The sequence below is a fragment of the Pseudomonas sp. GW821-FHT05H12 genome (genome assembly GCF_059419385.1).
In genome coordinates this window covers 57,562-73,735 of record NZ_JBWKRS010000016.1, presented here as the reverse complement: position 1 = coordinate 73,735, position 16,174 = coordinate 57,562, and the positions used below count along the sequence as shown (strand labels likewise).

Here is a 16,174-nt window from a genome sequence, read left to right as displayed (position 1 = left end):
CAGTGGGCTTGGTGGCGTCAGGCTGATTTGTTTTCCAGGGACGGCAAATGGCTGGCGCCCAATACCGCGGGCAACACCCCCGCACGCAAATCATTGCCACTCGGCTGCTGATACAAGCTCAAGCCAAACTCCGGCAACACCGCCAGCAGATAGTCAAAAATATCCCCCTGAATGCGCTCGTAATCGGCCCACGCCGTGGTGCGGGTAAAGCAGTAGATCTCCAGCGGCACGCCCTGGGCGGTGGTTTGCATCTGGCGCACCATGCAGGTCATGTTCGGCTGGATGTCCGGATGGCTCTTCAGGTAGGCCAGGGCGTAGGCGCGGAAGGTGCCGAGGTTGGTCATGCGGCGGCGGTTGGCCGACAGTTGCGCACTGTGGCCCTGGGCTTCGTTCCAGGCCTTGAGTTCGGCCTGCTTGCGCCCGATGTAGTCGGTGAGCAGGTGCACCTGGGTCATGCGCAGTTCTTCATCGTCGCGCAGAAAGCGCACGCCGCTGGCGTCGATGAACAGGCTGCGCTTGATCCGTCGCCCGCCCGAGGCCTGCATGCCGCGCCAGTTCTTGAACGACTCAGACATCAGGCGCCAGGTGGGGATGGAGACGATGGTCTTGTCGAAGTTCTGCACCTTGACCGTGTGCAGGGTGATGTCCACCACGTCGCCATCGGCGCCCACCTGGGGCATTTCGATCCAGTCGCCCACGCGCAGCATGTCGTTGCTGGTCAGCTGCACGCTGGCGACGAACGACAGCAAGGTGTCCTTGTACACCAACAAAATCACCGCCGACATCGCTCCCAGGCCCGACAGCAGCAACAGCGGCGAGCGGTCGATCAAGGTGGCGACGATGATGATCGCGGCAAACACGAACAACACCATCTTGGCCAGCTGCACGTAGCCCTTGATCGAGCGGGTGCGTGCGTGTTCTGTACGCGCGTAGATGTCCAGCAGGGCGTTGAGCAGGGCGCTCACGGCCAGGGTCATGAACAGGATGGTGAACGCCAGGGCCACGTTGCCGATGAACAGGGTGGCGGTCTTGCTCAGGTCCGGCACCAGGTAGAGGCCGAATTGAATCACCAGGGACGGCGTCATCTGCGCCAGGCGGTGAAACACCTTGTTGTGCCGCAGATCGTTGAGCCAGTGCAGGGGGGGTTGCCGGCCGAGCAGTTTGACGGCGTGGAGAATGAGGTAGCGCGCTACCCGTCCGAGCAGCAGCGCCACCACCAGCAACACCAGCAAGCCCAGGCTGGAATGCAGCAGGGGGTGTTCATCGAGGGCGCCCCAGAGGTCTTGGACGTTGAGCCAGAGCTGTTTGATATCCATGGGTGAAACCGATTCTTCTGTAGGACAAGACGGGGCGATTAGAGCATTTAAGTGCAACAAAGTTGATGTTCTGGACAAACGCACTGACAAAAAAGCAGCTGATTAGCACCGTTCGCGTAAAGAAACTCGGTTTGGACGCCCGAAACCGGTAACCTATGGCGCTGATATTTTGTATTTCTTCGAGGTAGCACCCGTGTTTTCCCAATTCGCCCTGCACGAACGCCTGCTCAAAGCCGTGGCCGAGCTTAAATTTGTCGAGCCTACGCCTGTGCAAGCAGCGGCCATCCCGCTCGCGCTCCAAGGGCGTGACCTGCGGGTGACAGCTCAAACCGGTAGCGGCAAGACGGCGGCTTTCGTCCTGCCTGTGCTGAACCGCCTGATCGGCCCGGCCAAGGTTCGTGTCAGCATCAAGACCCTGATCCTGCTGCCGACCCGCGAGCTGGCCCAGCAGACCCTGAAGGAAGTCGAGCGCTTTTCGCAGTTCACCTTCATCAAGTCCGGCATCATCACCGGCGGTGAAGACTTCAAGGTGCAGGCTGCCATGCTGCGCAAAGTACCGGACATCCTGATCGGCACCCCTGGCCGCATGATCGAGCAACTCAACGCCGGCAACCTGGACCTCAAGGAAGTCGAAGTGTTGGTGCTCGACGAAGCCGACCGCATGCTCGACATGGGCTTTGCCGACGACGTGCAGCGCCTGGTGGGCGAATGCGTCAACCGCCAGCAGACCATGCTGTTCTCGGCCACCACCGGTGGCTCGACCCTGCGCGACATGGTCGCCAAGGTGCTGAACAACCCTGAGCACCTGCAGGTCAACAACGTCAGCGACCTGAACGAGACCACGCGTCAGCAGATCGTGACCGCCGACCACAACGTGCACAAAGAGCAGATCCTCAACTGGCTGTTGGCCAACGAGACCTATCAGAAGGCCATCGTGTTCACCAACACCCGCGCTGCCGCCGACCGCATCTACGGCCGCCTCGTGGCCCAGGAATACAAGGCGTTCGTGCTGCACGGCGAGAAAGACCAAAAGGATCGCAAGCTGGCCATCGACCGCCTGAAGGCCGGTGGCGTGAAGATCCTGGTGGCCACCGACGTGGCTGCGCGTGGCCTGGACGTTGATGGCCTGGACCTGGTGATCAACTTCGACATGCCCCGCAGCGGTGACGAATACGTGCACCGTATCGGCCGTACCGGGCGTGCCGGCAACGATGGCCTGGCCATCTCGCTGATCTGCCACGGCGACTGGAACCTGATGTCGAGCATCGAGCGCTACCTCAAGCAGTCGTTCGAGCGCCGCACCATCAAGGAAGTCAAAGGCACCTACACCGGGCCGAAGAAGGTCAAGGCATCGGGCAAGGCCGTTGGCGTGAAGAAGAAAAAGACCGACGCCAAGGGTGACAAGAAGAAAACCGGCGCCAAGTCGCCGACCAAGCGCAAGATCGCCAACCGTCCGAAGACCGACAGCCTGTCGCTCGTCAGCAAGGACGGCATGGCCCCGCTCAAGCGCCGCAAGCCAGAGGCACCTGCTGCCGAGTAAGGCAGGGGTGAAATAAAAAAACCGGACGATTGTCCGGTTTTTTTATGGCCTCAGTTTTTGGCCTTGGCCGCTGCTTCCTTGAGTTCTTTCAGGCGTGCGTCGATCAGCTGGCACTTGTCGGGGAACTCCGCGCTTTCGGTGTCCAGGTCCATCTTCTGCAGTTCGTCGTTCATCTCCTTGGCCTTGGTCGGGTTCTGTTCGGTCAGCTTGGCCACTTCCTGGGCCAGCTCCTCGCGCTTGGCCGTCGCCTCATCGGGAGTGCAGGCCCAAGCGGGCAGGGCGGCGGTTAGCGTGGCGATGATGGCCAGGTTCATCAGGGTTTTCATGGGCAGACCTCCTTGGCGGTTATGTGCTGTTGAGGCCGCGAACGTCTGGAAAGTTCAGAGAAATGACGTCCGTCTATTCGGCTGAACGGCCAGCGACGTAGCCTGTCCACCCTTTGACGGGCCACTTTTCCATCGGCCTGCAGGAGGAATCAGGATGACGACTTACAACTGGGATCTGATCGAACGACTGTTGCATGAAGTGCAGAACGGCGAAGGCAGCTTTGCGCCGCGCAAATACGCCGAGCAGGAAGCGGCCGAGAAGGCCACGGCGGGAGAGTCCACCGGTAACCTGGACGCGCTCAAGAAGACCGCTGCGGATTATGAAGCGTTGCTGTTCAAGCGCGGCTTCATTGAGTCGCGGCCCGAGGAAGAGGGCGGCAATGGCGAGAATTTCATCCTGACGGCACTCGGTGCGCAATTGTTGGCGCTGATCGACAGCTCGATTCCCGGCAATGATCACCCGCGTCAGGTGCTGGATGAACAGGCGGATGCGCTGGACCCGGAAACATTCAAGGCGTTGGCCAAGAAGGCGCAAATTGCCTGAGGTATCTGCCCGCATTGGCGATGGCCGCTCGCCGGAAACAGCGCCAATGCGGGTTGTTCATCAGCGGGCTATTGGCAGCATGAGGCCGTTCGAATCGAACCATTGTTGAATCATGGCTGCAACCTGGTCCGCGTTTTTTTCCATCATCGCCATATGGGAATTGCCCCGGATACCCTGCTGTGGCAGATCAATCAGGTCCACTTGTCCGCCTGCGTCCCGTACTGCGTTGAGGAAGGTGTTGGATTGGGCTCGATACCGTTGCCATAAGGGGGACTGATCGATGAAGTCGCCCCAGATTACCAAGTGAGGAACCTTTGTTGCGGGGGTGATATCAACCCGCAACGGGTCCGGCCCGGCGGCGGGCTCCAAGGCAACGATGGCCTTGATCTTATCGGGATACTTCAACGCCGCGTTGAAAGCAAAGACGTTACCCTGGCTATGGGCAAGGATTACGCACGGGCAGACTTTCTCCACCAATTGGTCGTAGGCGGCCTGGGCACGTTGAGTGGCTTGGGGCGATGCCCAGCGAGCGACAAATTGCTTGGCAAACTGGTCAACATGATCGACAGGGAATTGGGCGCCGGGGAAGGTTCGCCGCTGTGGATAGGCGTTGTCAGGGCCAAAGCGAAACATCGACCAGGCCTGGTTCAGTGTGCGATGTTCAGGTTCAGTGTCGATCAGCTCTGGGGTGCGCGGCCAGGAGGCGCGACCTCGTTCATAGGCATCGGACACATAGGTCGAATGGCCGCGGCGCATAAAGAAATTCTGCCACCCGGGTTGGCCATCCGGGCGGGTTTCCCAAGTAACGCCTGTCAGCCCCCCACCGTGCCACATCAGTAAGGGATAGCGCGCCCGCGGCTCTTCAAGTTGATAAGACTGAACATACATCTGGCCTACCTGGTAGTCACCGTTGGGGTTCGAAGTACGTTGTGTGCCTGCAATGGCTGATATTTGTGACACCGGGAGCCCTTCGAGCGAGACGGTTTGACCTCCGATGTGGAAGGAACTGATGTCCTTGAGGAGGACGGGCGTGGCCGCTGCCTGAAGGCTTAGGAGCGCGGTGGTGATGATCAGCAGGGGGCGGGGGGCATGAAACATTCCTCTTGTTGTTTTCGAGGAAATGTACTTCGCACCTTTCGCATAAACATGATTAAACGTGATGTAGTTTGCTTTATTTTTATACAGAATGTTTATTTGGGCCCGGCGTTGATAATTGCGCCATCAGTCGTGGGCCTCATACACTTGAGTGCCTTGAAGTCGCTGCGCACACCGTCGATTTTCTGCGTCAGTTTCACGCGCTGTTGTGCGGTGCTTTCGGCCATCAGGTCCACGATCAAGCTGCGCGCCGCCGCTTCGGTTTGTGCATAGGCGATTTTGTATTCCGGCGTCCAGAGGCTTTCCCGATCCACCAGCAATTGCTGCATTTTCTGCGGGAAGTTCGCGCTCTTACGCTGTTTCACTGCGTCGATGAATTGCGCCTGCCAGCGGGCGCGGTTGCCGATCCATTGCTGGTTTTGCTCTCCCAGGCTGATGGACCAGGCCGTGACCCGGTTTTTCTGGCTGTCGCTCAACGGCCCCATCCACGCGTCCAGGCGTTTATTCATGCGTTCGGCGCGGTCCTGGATTTGCTTGGCCAGCGGAGGCTTGAGGTATTCGTCCTGGCGCTTGCGCAGGTCCTTGGCCAGCGCCTCGTTCATTTCCTTGACCTGCTGATCGTCCAGCCCCTGCAACAACTCAATAGCCGACGGGGTAATTTCACGGGCGACTTCGGCAATGGCTTGTTTGGCTTCGGCGGTGCGGGTCTGCAAGGCTGCATCGGTGACCTGGTTGTCGTCGACCATCTGTTGCAGGCGGTCGAGCCAACCCAGGTAGCCCGGCAATTGGGTGGTGCAATGCCAAGCCAGGTGTTCCTTGAGTTTGTCGTTGAACCAGCTCTTCTGCCCGGCATGCATGTCCAGGTAGTCGCTGAGGGTCCAGGGGATGATCACATCGAGGTTGCGGTAGGCCAGGCCCACGCGGCTGCAGGCAGTGAGCGCCAGGCTCAGGGTCAGCAAGATCACCAGTAGTTTGAGCCGACGCACCATGAGCGGGTCCTTGCGCAGAGGAAGTTAAAGCATGTGAACCCGCATCGGGCGCGACAGTTCAGATCCTCAATAAAACGACCGTGCGGCCTTCAGGGTCAACAGCCCATCGCATTGCGAATTGTGTCCGGAGTAGGCCGAGCAGTCGCCGCCGCTGAGGCTGGAGTCGCTGTAGATCAGGTTCAGGTCCACGCCCATCCACTCCCGGGAGAATTGCACTGACCAGTCGCTGAAGCTGCGAATGGAGCCGCCGTCTACCGAAACCGGGGTGCCCAACTGATGGGTGGTGTACTTCATGCTGACGCCGATGCCGAATGGCTGAGTGCCGCCTAAGTCGGCAAACAGGGTGCTGTCCTGGCGATCCGGGTCGTTGCTGAATGAGGCGCCGAAACGATTGCCCAGCAGGTTGAGGCCGCCGTAGAACTCCTGGCTGTCGAGGGGGCTGAGCTTGGGGTAGCTGTAGTGAATCAACCCGACTTCATAGCCCAGGGTCTGGTCGAAGGGATGTTTGAAGCCCATGTACGAGTCGACTTCCAGGTTGCTGGTGGAAGACAACCCCATGTTCGGCGAAAACTGGCCGATGTACAGGCCGCTGTCGTGGCTCAGGTCCAGCCCGCCATGGAACGAATCGCTGCCCGGCGAAGTGGGTTTGACCAGGCCTTGGGCCATGCTGCGGCTTGGGGTGGTACCCAATTTCAGGTCGAAGTCACCCAGTTCACGCTGGAAAATCTGCGCTTCGGCGAGGGGGCTGGCTGCCAGGGCAGTGACCAGGAAAATGCAGGGTTTGAACATGCTTCACTCCATGAAAAAGCGAGGAGCAGTAACGGAGGAAATCGAGCAGATGCCCGTGCTAGACGTGTGCAAGCATACCGGCGAATGCGTAGCGTTGAGGCCCGTTCGTCGATTAGTGCATCCAGGGGATTAAGCAGGAGGGTGTTTCGGGCTCTAGTCCTAGCGCCTTGAAGGCAAGGCGCTTAGGGACCAGGTGCAATGCGCAGGTATTACTTTTTGCCCAGGCTGATCTGCTTGGACGGGCCGAAAGTCTGGCCGCTCACGCCCTTGGCAATTTGCTGGATTTCGCCGCCGGACTTGAGGAAAGCAGCGATCTGGCTGTTGATCGATTCGCTGGTTTCAACGGCGGGAGCTGGCTTTGCTTTGCTGTTGGATGCTTTTACGCGCATGGCGGCCACTAACCTGTAGAAAATTAACTTGGCCAGGCATCGTACAGGAATGACTTGACAATTGCTTGGCAAATATCCCCCGTGAATAACGTGAGGCGTTGGAAATAACCCAAGTTCATCTTTGAAATAAGCCCCTAACTTACTGTTTTAACTCGAAACCATGGGGGCATTCGGCGGTTTTGTCGTCGTGCAATTGGGCCAGATGATCGGACGAGCGGGGCGGTGCTAGTAAAACGCCACGCCGGCCCGCGATTTTTCAGGCGCACGCGCGTACCGGGCGCAACTCGGGTAGAATGCCGCCCACGTAACGAGGGTATCTGGAAATGGCTTTAGTCGGTCGCTACAACAGCTTGCAAGTGGTTAAACATACTAACTTTGGTTTGTACCTGGACGGTGCGCAAGACGGTGAAATCCTCTTGCCTAATCGGTATATCCCCAAAGATATTCCCAGTGAAGATGAAGACTGGCTTAACGTTTTCATTTATTTGGACAGCGATGACAAACTTATCGCGACGACTGAAAAACCCAAAGTTCAAGTGGGTGAATTTGCCAGTTTGAAAGTAGTGGAAGTCAACAGTATTGGTGTATTCCTCGACTGGGGCCTGCCCAAGGACCTGTTGCTGCCGTACTCGGAAGAGAAGCGCCAGTTGAGCGCCGGTGAATACTGCGTGGTGCACGTCTACCTCGACAAGCACACCAAGCGCATTACCGCCACCGCGCGCCTGGACCGCTACCTGGACAAGACCCCGGCCAACTACCAGGTGGGACAGGAAGTCGACCTGTTGGTGGCCGAGGCCACGGACATGGGCTTCAAGGCGATCATCAACAACAAGCACTGGGGCCTGATCCACAAGAACGAAGTGTTCAAGTTCCTGCGCCCAGGCAAGGAAGAGAAGGGCTTTATCAAAGAGATCCGCGCCGATGGCAACATCAGCCTGAGCCTGCAACCGGTCGGCCAGGAAGCGGCCTCCAGCCTCAACTCGAAGATCCTTGCCAAGTTGCGCGAAAACAACGGCACCCTGCCGGTCAGCGACAAGAGCGACCCCGCCGTGATCAGCAACTTGTTCGGCGTGAGCAAGGGCAACTTCAAGAAGGCCATTGGTGCGCTCTACAAGCAGGGCCAGATTGTGATTCATGCCGATCGCATTGAACTAAGCTGACCACGCTTTGCTCTTCTGTAGGAGCCGGCTTGCCGGCGATGGTGTTTTAGAGAACACCGCCAAATCCGCAGGCCTCATCGCCGGCAAGCCGGCTCCTACAGAGGGTGTGCCATGTCCAGGAACGTCATCTACGCCTACCTAGGCACACTGCTCGCCTTCCTGGTGCTCGACGGGCTCTGGCTGGGCGTCCTCATGGGGCCTACCTACAAAGCCCTGCTCGGGCCGCTGATGCTTGATCAGCCACGGCTTTTGCCCGCCATTCTGTTTTATCTCCTGTATGCCCTCGGTTGCGTGGTGTTCGTGGTGTTGCCCAGCGCCAGCTGGCAACGCGCGGCTCGCCTGGGTGCCTTGCTGGGCTTGGTCGCCTATGGCACTTACGACCTGAGCAACTGGGCCACCCTGCACGGTTGGTCCAGCGGGCTGGCCGTCATGGACATGGCCTGGGGCACGTTTCTCACCGCGGTCTGTTGCACGGTTGGCTATCTGTGTGCACAACGAGTGCAAGGTTGATTGTGTACAGGATTTGTATGCACCGTTGCTGAGCATATCTCCCATATTTAAAGCGCTATAGCCTGCTTTGAAACGCCGTGCCATTGGGGATTGTGTGCTATTGGCACGCAATCTGCTGAATGCCTCGTATACAAACTCTGCCGCCTCCCGTATGCACACTGCTACGGCGGGGCAGGCCCGTATTTCGAGGAGCCCAGCGATGACCGAACAATTGCCCAAAGGCTACAGCCCGCGCCTGTACAACAAGGACCTGGGGCCACTGCCGCAGAAATGGACCTGGTACAACATCTTCGCCTTCTGGATGAGCGACGTGCACAGCGTCGGTGGTTATGTATTCGCCGCCAGCCTGTTCGCCCTCGGGCTGGCCAGTTGGCAGGTGCTGATCGCGTTGCTCGCCGGCATCTGCATCGTGCAATTGATCGCCAACCTCGTGGCCAAGCCGAGCCAGCAGGCGGCTGTGCCGTACCCGGTGATTTGCCGACTGGCCTTTGGGGTGTTCGGTGCGAATATTCCTGCGGTGATTCGCGGCCTGATCGCCGTAGCCTGGTATGGGATTCAGACGTATCTGGCGTCGAGTGCCTTGATCATTGTGGTGCTGCGGTTTTTCCCACAGATGGCGGTGTATGCCGAGCCGCACTTCGCAGGCCTTTCCTACTTGGGCTGGTTTGGTTTCCTCAGCCTGTGGGTGTTGCAGGCGGCGGTGTTCTGGGCGGGCATGGAGTCCATCCGCCGTTTTATCGATTGGGCGGGTCCGGTGGTCTACGCGGTCATGTTTGCCTTGGCGGGCTGGATCGTGTGGAAGGCGGGTTGGGCCAACATCAGCTTCACCCTGGCGGAAAAATCCTTGTCGGGTTGGCAAGCGTTCGGCCAAGTGATCGTGGCGACTGCGTTGGTGGTGTCGTACTTCTCTGGCCCGACGCTGAATTTCGGTGATTTCAGCCGGTACTGCCGCAGTATGCAGGACGTGCGACGCGGCAACTTCTGGGGGCTGCCGGTGAATTTCCTGGCGTTCTCGCTGGTCACCGTGGTGATCGTCTCGGGCACCTTGCCGGTGTTCGGCGAAATGCTCCACGACCCGATCGCCACCGTGTCGCGCATCGACAACAGCATGGCCGTATTGCTTGGCGCCTTTGCCTTCGTCACCGCCACCATCGGCATCAATATCGTGGCCAACTTCGTCTCGCCCGCCTTTGACTTCGCCAATGTCGCGCCGAGCAAGATCAGCTGGCGCGCCGGCGGGATGATCGCTGCCGTGGCCTCCATCTTCATCACCCCATGGAACCTGTTCAACAACCCGCTGATGATCCACTACACCCTGGATATCCTCGCCGCCTTCATTGGGCCGCTGTTCGGGATCCTGCTGGTGGACTTCTACCTGATCAAAAAGCAGAAGATCGACGTGGACGCCTTGTTCGATGACAGCCCAAGTGGGCGTTACTACTTCGACGGCGGCGTGAACTGGACGGCGGTCAAGGCGCTGGTGCCGGCGACGCTGGTGGGCGTCGCCATTACCTTCACACCGGCGTTGCAGGGCATGGCCAACTTTGCCTGGTTTACCGGGTGTTTCCTGGGAGGGCTGTTTTTCCTGGTGCTTGCTCGGCGAGAGCAAGTGCGTCTGCCCGCGCCGCTGGTTGCCGGTTGACCAGCACCGCACCCGCCAACACCAACCCGCAGCCGGCCACTATCAACGCTGGCTGCAGCCCACCGCTCAAGTGGCTGCTCACCGAGGCCAGCAGCGGCCCGCTCAATTGGCCGATGGCAAAGCTGGCGGTGAGCAGGCCGGTGCTGCGCTGGTAGCCGTGAGGCGCCACATCACGCAAGCGCGCCATCACCAGTTGCATGCACGCCAGGAACGGCGCGCCGCACAGCAATACGCCCAGCGCCAAGCCCCAGCCGTTGCCCAACAGGCAGGCGAATACTCCGGCCGCTTGCAGCCACAGTGTGGTCATCAGCCAACGGCGCGTGGTCTGCGGGTCCTTGCGGCGCAGGCTCGCCACCACCACGCCCAGCGCTGCCCCCAGGCCAAAGCACGGCCAGAACAGGTCGGCTTGCCAGGCGCCCTTAAATTGCGCACTGGCCATCTGCGACAGGAAGGTGGCCGGGATGATGTAACCCAGGCCGTACAGGAAGTAGATCCAGCACAGGTGCGCGATGCTTTCATTGTTGCCCACGTGGGTCGCGTGAGTGGCCGCCGCGCTTGGCTGCGGCAGGAACGGCAGGACCGCCAGCAGCATCACCAGTGCTACCACGCCATACACCAACCACAGTGTCGCTGAGCTTTGCCCCATCAGGTTGGAGCCCAAGGCCAACAGCCCGGTCAACAAAATCCCCAGCCCCGGCCCTGCAAATATCAGGGCGCCGAGGCGCGGGCGGCCGATGCTCATCGCCAGCGGCTGACTCAAACTGGTGATCATCACCAACGCCCAGGCACTGGCGACGCCGGTACCAAAGCGCAACAACAAATGCGGCCAGAATCCGTGGGCCCAGTACGAAGCCAGGGTCAGCAGCACGCACAGCCACAGCCCACCGTACATACGGCCGCGCACGTGGTGATGGCTGCGGGCGAAGATCGAATCCACCGCGCCGGCGAAGTAGCCCAAGTAATTGGCGGCAGCAATCAGACCCGCGCCGGTCAGGTCAATCTGCCCCTCGCTGAGCAGATGGGGCATTTGCGGGGTAAGGGCGAAGCGGCCAATGCCCATGGCCATCATCAGGGCGATAAAGCTGGCGAGTAAGCGAATCTGGGGTGACATGGTCAAGTTCCTGCTGGTAAGCGAATGACCTTCAGGCTAAAGCTGATTGACTTTCTGTAAAAATGAATAATAGTGAGTAACTTGTTCAGTTTTGGAGAAAGGTATGGAGTTCAGTCAATTGCGCATTTTCCAGGCCGTGGCGGAAGAGGGCTCCATTACCCGGGCGGCCGATCGCCTGCATCGTGTGCCTTCGAACCTGTCGACACGCCTCAAGCAAATGGAAGAGCAGCTCGGCGTTGAACTGTTCGTACGTGAACGCCAGCGGCTACAGCTTTCTCCTGCCGGTAAAGTGCTGCTGGACTACAGCACGCGCCTGTTGGCCCTGCACGACGAAGCCCATGGCGCGGTTCAAGGCGGGCAGCCGGCCGGTGAATTTGTGCTGGGCAGCATGTACAGCACGGCGGCCGTCCATTTGCCGAAGTTGCTGGCGCGTTATCACAAGGCTTACCCGATGGTGAACCTTCAGGTGCAATCGGCCCCCAGCGGCGAATTGCTCGAGGGCCTGATCACCGGTCGTCTCGACGCGGCCTTTGTGGATGGCCCGATCACCATTGCTTCCCTGGACGGCGTGCCGTTATGCGAAGAGCGGCTGGTGCTGATTTGCGAGGCTGATCACCCACCGGTGCGCGGCCCGCAGGATGTCGCCGGGCGTTCGGTGTTCACGTTCCGCCGCAGTTGCGCCTACCGCACGCGGCTGGAGACCTGGTTTTCCCATGAACACGTGGCGATGGGGCGGGCGATCGAGATCGAGTCCTACCAGGGCATGCTCGCCTGTGTGATTGCCGGTTCCGGGGTGGCGTTGATGTCCGAGTCGATGCTCGACAGCCTGCCGGGCAAGGACAGCGTGTCCGTTCATCCCCTGACAGGGCCATATGCCATGGCGACCACCTGGTTGATGTGGCGAAAGGGTATGCTCGGCGCTAACCTCAACGCATGGATCGACCTGCAGCAAGAAGGCAAGGCCGAATTCCTGCAAGACACCCGTGCGATTGCTTGAGCGATCCGTCAGGATTCACATCAATCTGGTAACAGTTCGTTGTGGTTTCGTTCAAGCATTACGTAGGACTTAGGGCTACTATCACTGTAGGAAAAGGCGACAAGAACCTCGCCGACGCGCATTACCCTCAAAGGGGGCAACCATGAAAGAGAAAATTCAAAACTGGCTCCATGACCTTGGCGTTGCGCTGGGCTTGATCGAGCCTCCGCTGCAACCGGTGCCAATCCGTACGGATGACGAGCAGAGCCGACCACGCCGCAGGTAAGCGTAAAGCGCTCAAACGATCAGACATTGAACGTGCGGGCGCTGATGCTACAGGTAGTGTTTCAGGGCAGTTCCGGTTCCCTGTGATCTGAGCGCACCTCCTTTTTTCGCAACACCTCCCCCCGTTTATCGTCTGACGATGCACGTGCCATCGTCAGACCCTTCTGCTTATCCCGTCATCCACGCCTTTTCCCCATTTCAGCCTCTATATTTTCGTCTTCACAAGGATGAAAAGGCATTGGAATGTCGAGCATTGATAACGAAGGCATGTTGATTTCCAGCAAGGTCGAACTCCGCCGTTTTCCAGCGATCGAGCAGGGGGATCTGCGTAGCGTGCACGCTCTGGTGGTCCACCAGACTGACGCCCCGACGGCGCAGCACACGTTCAATACCTACCGAAATAAGGGCAACGGCGCGCACTTTCTCATCGAAAAGGACGGTGTGATCTACCAGACGGCCAGCCTGAAAAAACGCTGTTATCACGTCGGGAGACTACTGCGCTCCAAGTGCGAGGCGGTGGATGAGTCAACGTGTGACGCTGTTCAGATGAAGGCTATTAAATCACTCACCTGGGAGTTGCAGTTCCGCGCGTTGGATCGGTATGAACGCACCAAGAACTACCCTGAGCGTTACCCCATGAATGCCGATTCATTAGGCATCGAGCTGGTCGGAAAACACTTGGACAAAACACATTACGAGAAGGTGACGGCGTTGCAAAATCAATCGCTGCAATGGTTGGTCGCTGAGCTATACGGTCATTTCAACCTGACGTCGAAGGACGTCTACACCCACCCGCAAATTTCCTATAAAAACGTGGATGAAGCCAGCAGCGCGGTGTGGCAATGAGATTTTGGCCAGTGGCGTTTGCGGTGTTACTTGTGGGGTGCTCGCCCGTCAGTGATGTGTCGATTACACGTTTTGAATCCCTGGAGCCTGACTCGTGCCGAGCATCGGACGTTGCACTCGATGAGCGGCAAATCGCCTCTTTCTTCAAGCGTGCCGAGCGCATTGATGGGCGCACGCTGCATGACGACTACGAATGGGCACCTTGTCACCTTGAGGGCACCCTGACGTATCAGGGAAAGGCCTGTACCTGGCACGTGCGCGCAGGGCACACGGGCGCAATCCAATGCCCGGGGGTGCTGCAGTTTTTTGGCTGCAAGACCTGCTACGACCTGTTTGGAGGGGGCATGCCTTAGCGCGGGCCCGCCCGGACTTGACGTTTTAGCGTCAGAAACGGACTACCTCATTGTCAGAAGCAGGGCACTTATTTAATCCCATCGATGCGCCTAGGTTGAACTCTGCCAGGAAAGGTCCGCCCTGACGCCCTTTAAAGACCGAGTAGAACCTAAGCGCATTTCTTTAGTGGCCCAACTTTATCGAGTGTGTTTTTGGGGCGTTGGTCAGCCAGAATTGTTGGAGACAAAGCCATGCGCCCCTCTCGCGTTCCGCCGGTCGCCGCGTCACTGATTGCCACTTATGAAACTGTTCTACATATCGCGCCAGTGTCCAAATCCTGGAAGACCGACGCACCCCAAAACGTAGTCTTTTTTCCGCCGACATTAACCAAGCAATCCTTGCTCATACAGATCGCACTCTTGCATCCATCAGCGATCATCGTCGGGGATCAAGTGATCGATGCAGACGTCATTGCCCAATGGCGTATTTCACACCCGTTTGGCGATCTCTATTTGGTTCGCAGAGGCACGAGCTTGGACAAGGTGGCATTGGCGCTATGCGAGTCCAACAGCATTCGAGTCATCAACTTACCCGGCGTTAATGCACCACACGTTGCGGCCTATATTGCGCATTGGCTGACAGTAGGCGATGGCTCCATCCCCCGTGATATCCGCGTGCTGGGATACGGCAATGTGGGGAAAGCGCTTGTTAAGTTGTTACTGGATCGAACCCCGGATGTTCGGATCAAGGTGCTGGTTCGACACGATCAGGCGCGGAGTTCTGACAGCCGAGTGATATTTGTCACGGACTGGCAGGAAGTACTGGAGGGTGCTTATGCCGTCGCCATCTGCTTGTCGCTGAACGATGAGTCCGTTCATCGCATTGATCGAGCCCTCGTTCAATGCCTGCACAAAAGCGCTCGCCTGGTTTGTGTGGCTAAACCGGACGTCTTCAGCGATGACGCTTTACTGGCTCTGGCAGCAGCTCAAGGTGTTCAGCTGGTGCTGGACTATGGGCCGACGACACTGGAGGCATTTCGGATACGTACACAAACACTGGGCTGCAGTCTCTGCGAGTGGTGCAAGCCCGCGACGCTTACGATTCAGGCGGCAACGACCGAAGGCTGCCATTGCGACCTCGACTATGCGGTTTCGGTGCAACTGAGTCTGATGGCCTTGCGCGGCTTGGTCAGGCGCAAGCTCGCGCAATCACTGACGATCCCCCCACAGCCCGCCGATGCCGGTGCGCCGCACGTGGCAATCATCGGTAGGGGCATCAACGGCTTGCTCCAAGCGGTCATGCTGCGTCTCGCGAATTATCAGGTCACGGTGTATGGCGGACATCAGCAGGGCGATGGAGCCAGTCACAAGCGTATAAACATGCGCCATATGTCAGCAACGGAGACCACCGCAAAGCCCCTGGAAAACGAATTTTTATTGCCTGGCAATCAGCGTTTGGCCATTGAGTGCAATCGTGCAGGCATCGAGTTGTTTGAAAAGCTTCTGGCGGACAATCCGTCGCTGGCGCGATTCGCAAAGGCACGGGTTGTACGAGCCTATAGGGACGAGGACACAGGCGCAGAGAGAGCGATTCGTGAGCAATGCGATATTGAAAACAGGACTTGGCCGAGTGGTAAGCCAGGAGGTGAACTAACAGATATTGCGCCACTGCAATTCCAAGGACGCTATGGAGTCTGCGGAGTTGGCCGAGCGATCGAGGTGTCGGGCTACGACTTGGAGTTTGTCCATTTAATGGGAGAGGTCGAGGCGCTTTTGCAGGGCTCCGGAGTTCAGTTTGTACCCCAGCGTTTGAACACTTCTCAAATCGCCGAATTAAGCCAGGACGTCTTCGTCGTCACTGCCATGGGAGTGGAGGAGCCAGAGGTCGTCGCGATTATTGGCTGGTTTTTCAAGCTGCGCGCGGTTGGTAATGAAGGTGCCGAAATGCGTGGGTTCAAGTTGCAGTACGATCTGCCAATAGGCGTCATGAATTGCCGTTTGGACGGGGACTATATTCTTGTCTCTGGCGGGCAAGTAGTGCCCGGCTCAACGTCAGAGCACAAGGAAGAAATATTGACTGCATGTCTGATGGCGGTTGCTCGGCATTTTCCGAACTCCTATCGCAGGGCTATCGAAATTGGCGACTTGGATATTATCGAATGTGCCAGGCCCGGCACTCAGGATGGGCTATCGATAGTCTATTGCTCTGCCCACCATCGCATCGTAGCCGGTGGAACCTACGCCGCAGGCACAACCCAGGGCTTGGTGTGGGCCTCGCTGGTCCAGGAAATCATCCAGGCGAATTGAGGCGTTTCAACAGAACA

General features: G+C 58.5%; 16 protein-coding genes. 9 read left to right on the top strand and 7 right to left on the bottom strand.

Annotated elements, in window-relative coordinates; genetic code table 11:
• Positions 1–17: 17 nt before the first annotated feature.
• Positions 18–1,316 (bottom strand): mechanosensitive ion channel family protein, encoded by a 1,299-nt coding sequence (locus AC07SU_RS16040; RefSeq protein ID WP_259172948.1) that lies wholly within the window; start codon positions 1,314–1,316, stop codon positions 18–20.
• 193 nt (positions 1,317–1,509) lie between these two features.
• Between AC07SU_RS16040 and AC07SU_RS16035 the strand changes: the two genes are divergently transcribed.
• Entirely contained in the window at positions 1,510–2,856 is a 1,347-nt protein-coding gene (locus tag AC07SU_RS16035; protein ID WP_494997578.1) for a DEAD/DEAH box helicase, read from the top strand.
• 50 nt (positions 2,857–2,906) lie between these two features.
• On the opposite strand, the gene AC07SU_RS16030 is transcribed toward AC07SU_RS16035, so the two are convergent.
• Entirely contained in the window at positions 2,907–3,182 is a 276-nt protein-coding gene (locus AC07SU_RS16030; RefSeq protein WP_494997577.1) for a hypothetical protein, read from the bottom strand.
• A 154-nt stretch (positions 3,183–3,336) separates the two neighbouring features.
• On the opposite strand from AC07SU_RS16030, the gene AC07SU_RS16025 reads away from it, so the two are divergent.
• Positions 3,337–3,726: a transcriptional regulator gene (locus tag AC07SU_RS16025; protein WP_176996260.1), complete on the top strand. Its 390-nt coding sequence runs from the start codon at positions 3,337–3,339 to the stop codon at positions 3,724–3,726.
• A 60-nt stretch (positions 3,727–3,786) separates the two neighbouring features.
• Here the strand turns inward: AC07SU_RS16025 and AC07SU_RS16020 are convergent, their stop codons facing one another.
• From AC07SU_RS16020 to AC07SU_RS16005, 4 genes are all read right to left on the bottom strand, one after another.
• A complete protein-coding gene (locus AC07SU_RS16020; RefSeq protein WP_494997576.1) occupies positions 3,787–4,824 on the bottom strand; it encodes an alpha/beta hydrolase in 1,038 nt (345 codons plus the stop codon).
• A gap of 92 nt (positions 4,825–4,916) precedes the next feature.
• Positions 4,917–5,810 carry a DUF6279 family lipoprotein gene (locus AC07SU_RS16015; protein WP_494997575.1) on the bottom strand — a complete coding sequence of 298 codons (894 nt, stop codon included), beginning with the start codon at positions 5,808–5,810 and terminating at the stop codon, positions 4,917–4,919.
• 66 nt (positions 5,811–5,876) lie between these two features.
• Entirely contained in the window at positions 5,877–6,599 is a 723-nt protein-coding gene (locus AC07SU_RS16010; RefSeq protein WP_176996257.1) for a TorF family putative porin, read from the bottom strand.
• Positions 6,600–6,808: 209 nt separating this feature from the next.
• Positions 6,809–6,988, bottom strand: a complete 180-nt coding sequence (locus tag AC07SU_RS16005; protein WP_003193095.1) for a PFL_1563 family small protein — start codon at positions 6,986–6,988, stop codon at positions 6,809–6,811.
• A gap of 323 nt (positions 6,989–7,311) precedes the next feature.
• Here AC07SU_RS16005 and AC07SU_RS16000 point away from each other — a divergent pair, with 323 nt between their 5' ends.
• The 3 genes from AC07SU_RS16000 (at position 7,312) to AC07SU_RS15990 (ending at position 10,300) form a co-directional block, all read left to right on the top strand.
• A complete protein-coding gene (locus AC07SU_RS16000; protein WP_034099624.1) occupies positions 7,312–8,148 on the top strand; it encodes a CvfB family protein in 837 nt (278 codons plus the stop codon).
• 111 nt (positions 8,149–8,259) lie between these two features.
• A complete protein-coding gene (locus AC07SU_RS15995; RefSeq protein WP_494997574.1) occupies positions 8,260–8,658 on the top strand; it encodes a DUF2177 family protein in 399 nt (132 codons plus the stop codon).
• 199 nt (positions 8,659–8,857) lie between these two features.
• A complete protein-coding gene (locus AC07SU_RS15990; RefSeq protein WP_176996255.1) occupies positions 8,858–10,300 on the top strand; it encodes an NCS1 family nucleobase:cation symporter-1 in 1,443 nt (480 codons plus the stop codon).
• On the opposite strand, the gene AC07SU_RS15985 is transcribed toward AC07SU_RS15990, so the two are convergent.
• Positions 10,212–11,411, bottom strand: coding sequence for an MFS transporter (locus AC07SU_RS15985; protein WP_494997573.1), 1,200 nt, complete (start codon positions 11,409–11,411; stop codon positions 10,212–10,214). The genes AC07SU_RS15990 and AC07SU_RS15985 overlap by 89 nt on opposite strands.
• A gap of 103 nt (positions 11,412–11,514) precedes the next feature.
• Here AC07SU_RS15985 and ptrR point away from each other — a divergent pair, with 103 nt between their 5' ends.
• The 4 genes from ptrR (at position 11,515) to AC07SU_RS15965 (ending at position 16,157) form a co-directional block, all read left to right on the top strand.
• Positions 11,515–12,408: a putrescine utilization regulator PtrR gene (gene ptrR / locus AC07SU_RS15980; protein ID WP_176996253.1), complete on the top strand. Its 894-nt coding sequence runs from the start codon at positions 11,515–11,517 to the stop codon at positions 12,406–12,408.
• Between the two features lie 142 nt (positions 12,409–12,550).
• Positions 12,551–12,673 carry a PA1414 family protein gene (locus AC07SU_RS15975; RefSeq protein ID WP_494997572.1) on the top strand — a complete coding sequence of 41 codons (123 nt, stop codon included), beginning with the start codon at positions 12,551–12,553 and terminating at the stop codon, positions 12,671–12,673.
• A 242-nt stretch (positions 12,674–12,915) separates the two neighbouring features.
• Positions 12,916–13,518 carry a peptidoglycan recognition protein family protein gene (locus AC07SU_RS15970; RefSeq protein WP_494997571.1) on the top strand — a complete coding sequence of 201 codons (603 nt, stop codon included), beginning with the start codon at positions 12,916–12,918 and terminating at the stop codon, positions 13,516–13,518.
• A gap of 584 nt (positions 13,519–14,102) precedes the next feature.
• A complete protein-coding gene (locus AC07SU_RS15965) occupies positions 14,103–16,157 on the top strand; it encodes an FAD-dependent oxidoreductase (RefSeq protein ID WP_494997570.1) in 2,055 nt (684 codons plus the stop codon).
• The last annotated feature ends 17 nt before the right edge of the window (positions 16,158–16,174 follow it).

Bases quoted from the DNA above. Each gene is read 5' to 3' on its own strand.
- AC07SU_RS15990 (WP_176996255.1), top strand. From the start codon at position 8,858: ATGACCGAACAATTGCCCAAAGGCTACAGCCCGCGCCTGTACAACAAG.
- AC07SU_RS15985 (WP_494997573.1), bottom strand. From the start codon at position 11,411: ATGTCACCCCAGATTCGCTTACTCGCCAGCTTTATCGCCCTGATGATG.
- AC07SU_RS16000 (WP_034099624.1), top strand. From the start codon at position 7,312: ATGGCTTTAGTCGGTCGCTACAACAGCTTGCAAGTGGTTAAACATACT.
- AC07SU_RS15965 (WP_494997570.1), top strand. From the start codon at position 14,103: ATGCGCCCCTCTCGCGTTCCGCCGGTCGCCGCGTCACTGATTGCCACT.
- AC07SU_RS15995 (WP_494997574.1), top strand. From the start codon at position 8,260: ATGTCCAGGAACGTCATCTACGCCTACCTAGGCACACTGCTCGCCTTC.
- AC07SU_RS16020 (WP_494997576.1), bottom strand. From the start codon at position 4,824: ATGTTTCATGCCCCCCGCCCCCTGCTGATCATCACCACCGCGCTCCTA.
- AC07SU_RS16025 (WP_176996260.1), top strand. From the start codon at position 3,337: ATGACGACTTACAACTGGGATCTGATCGAACGACTGTTGCATGAAGTG.
- AC07SU_RS16010 (WP_176996257.1), bottom strand. From the start codon at position 6,599: ATGTTCAAACCCTGCATTTTCCTGGTCACTGCCCTGGCAGCCAGCCCC.
- AC07SU_RS15975 (WP_494997572.1), top strand. From the start codon at position 12,551: ATGAAAGAGAAAATTCAAAACTGGCTCCATGACCTTGGCGTTGCGCTG.
- AC07SU_RS16005 (WP_003193095.1), bottom strand. From the start codon at position 6,988: ATGCGCGTAAAAGCATCCAACAGCAAAGCAAAGCCAGCTCCCGCCGTT.
- AC07SU_RS15970 (WP_494997571.1), top strand. From the start codon at position 12,916: ATGTCGAGCATTGATAACGAAGGCATGTTGATTTCCAGCAAGGTCGAA.
- AC07SU_RS16015 (WP_494997575.1), bottom strand. From the start codon at position 5,810: ATGGTGCGTCGGCTCAAACTACTGGTGATCTTGCTGACCCTGAGCCTG.
- ptrR (WP_176996253.1), top strand. From the start codon at position 11,515: ATGGAGTTCAGTCAATTGCGCATTTTCCAGGCCGTGGCGGAAGAGGGC.
- AC07SU_RS16040 (WP_259172948.1), bottom strand. From the start codon at position 1,316: ATGGATATCAAACAGCTCTGGCTCAACGTCCAAGACCTCTGGGGCGCC.
- AC07SU_RS16030 (WP_494997577.1), bottom strand. From the start codon at position 3,182: ATGAAAACCCTGATGAACCTGGCCATCATCGCCACGCTAACCGCCGCC.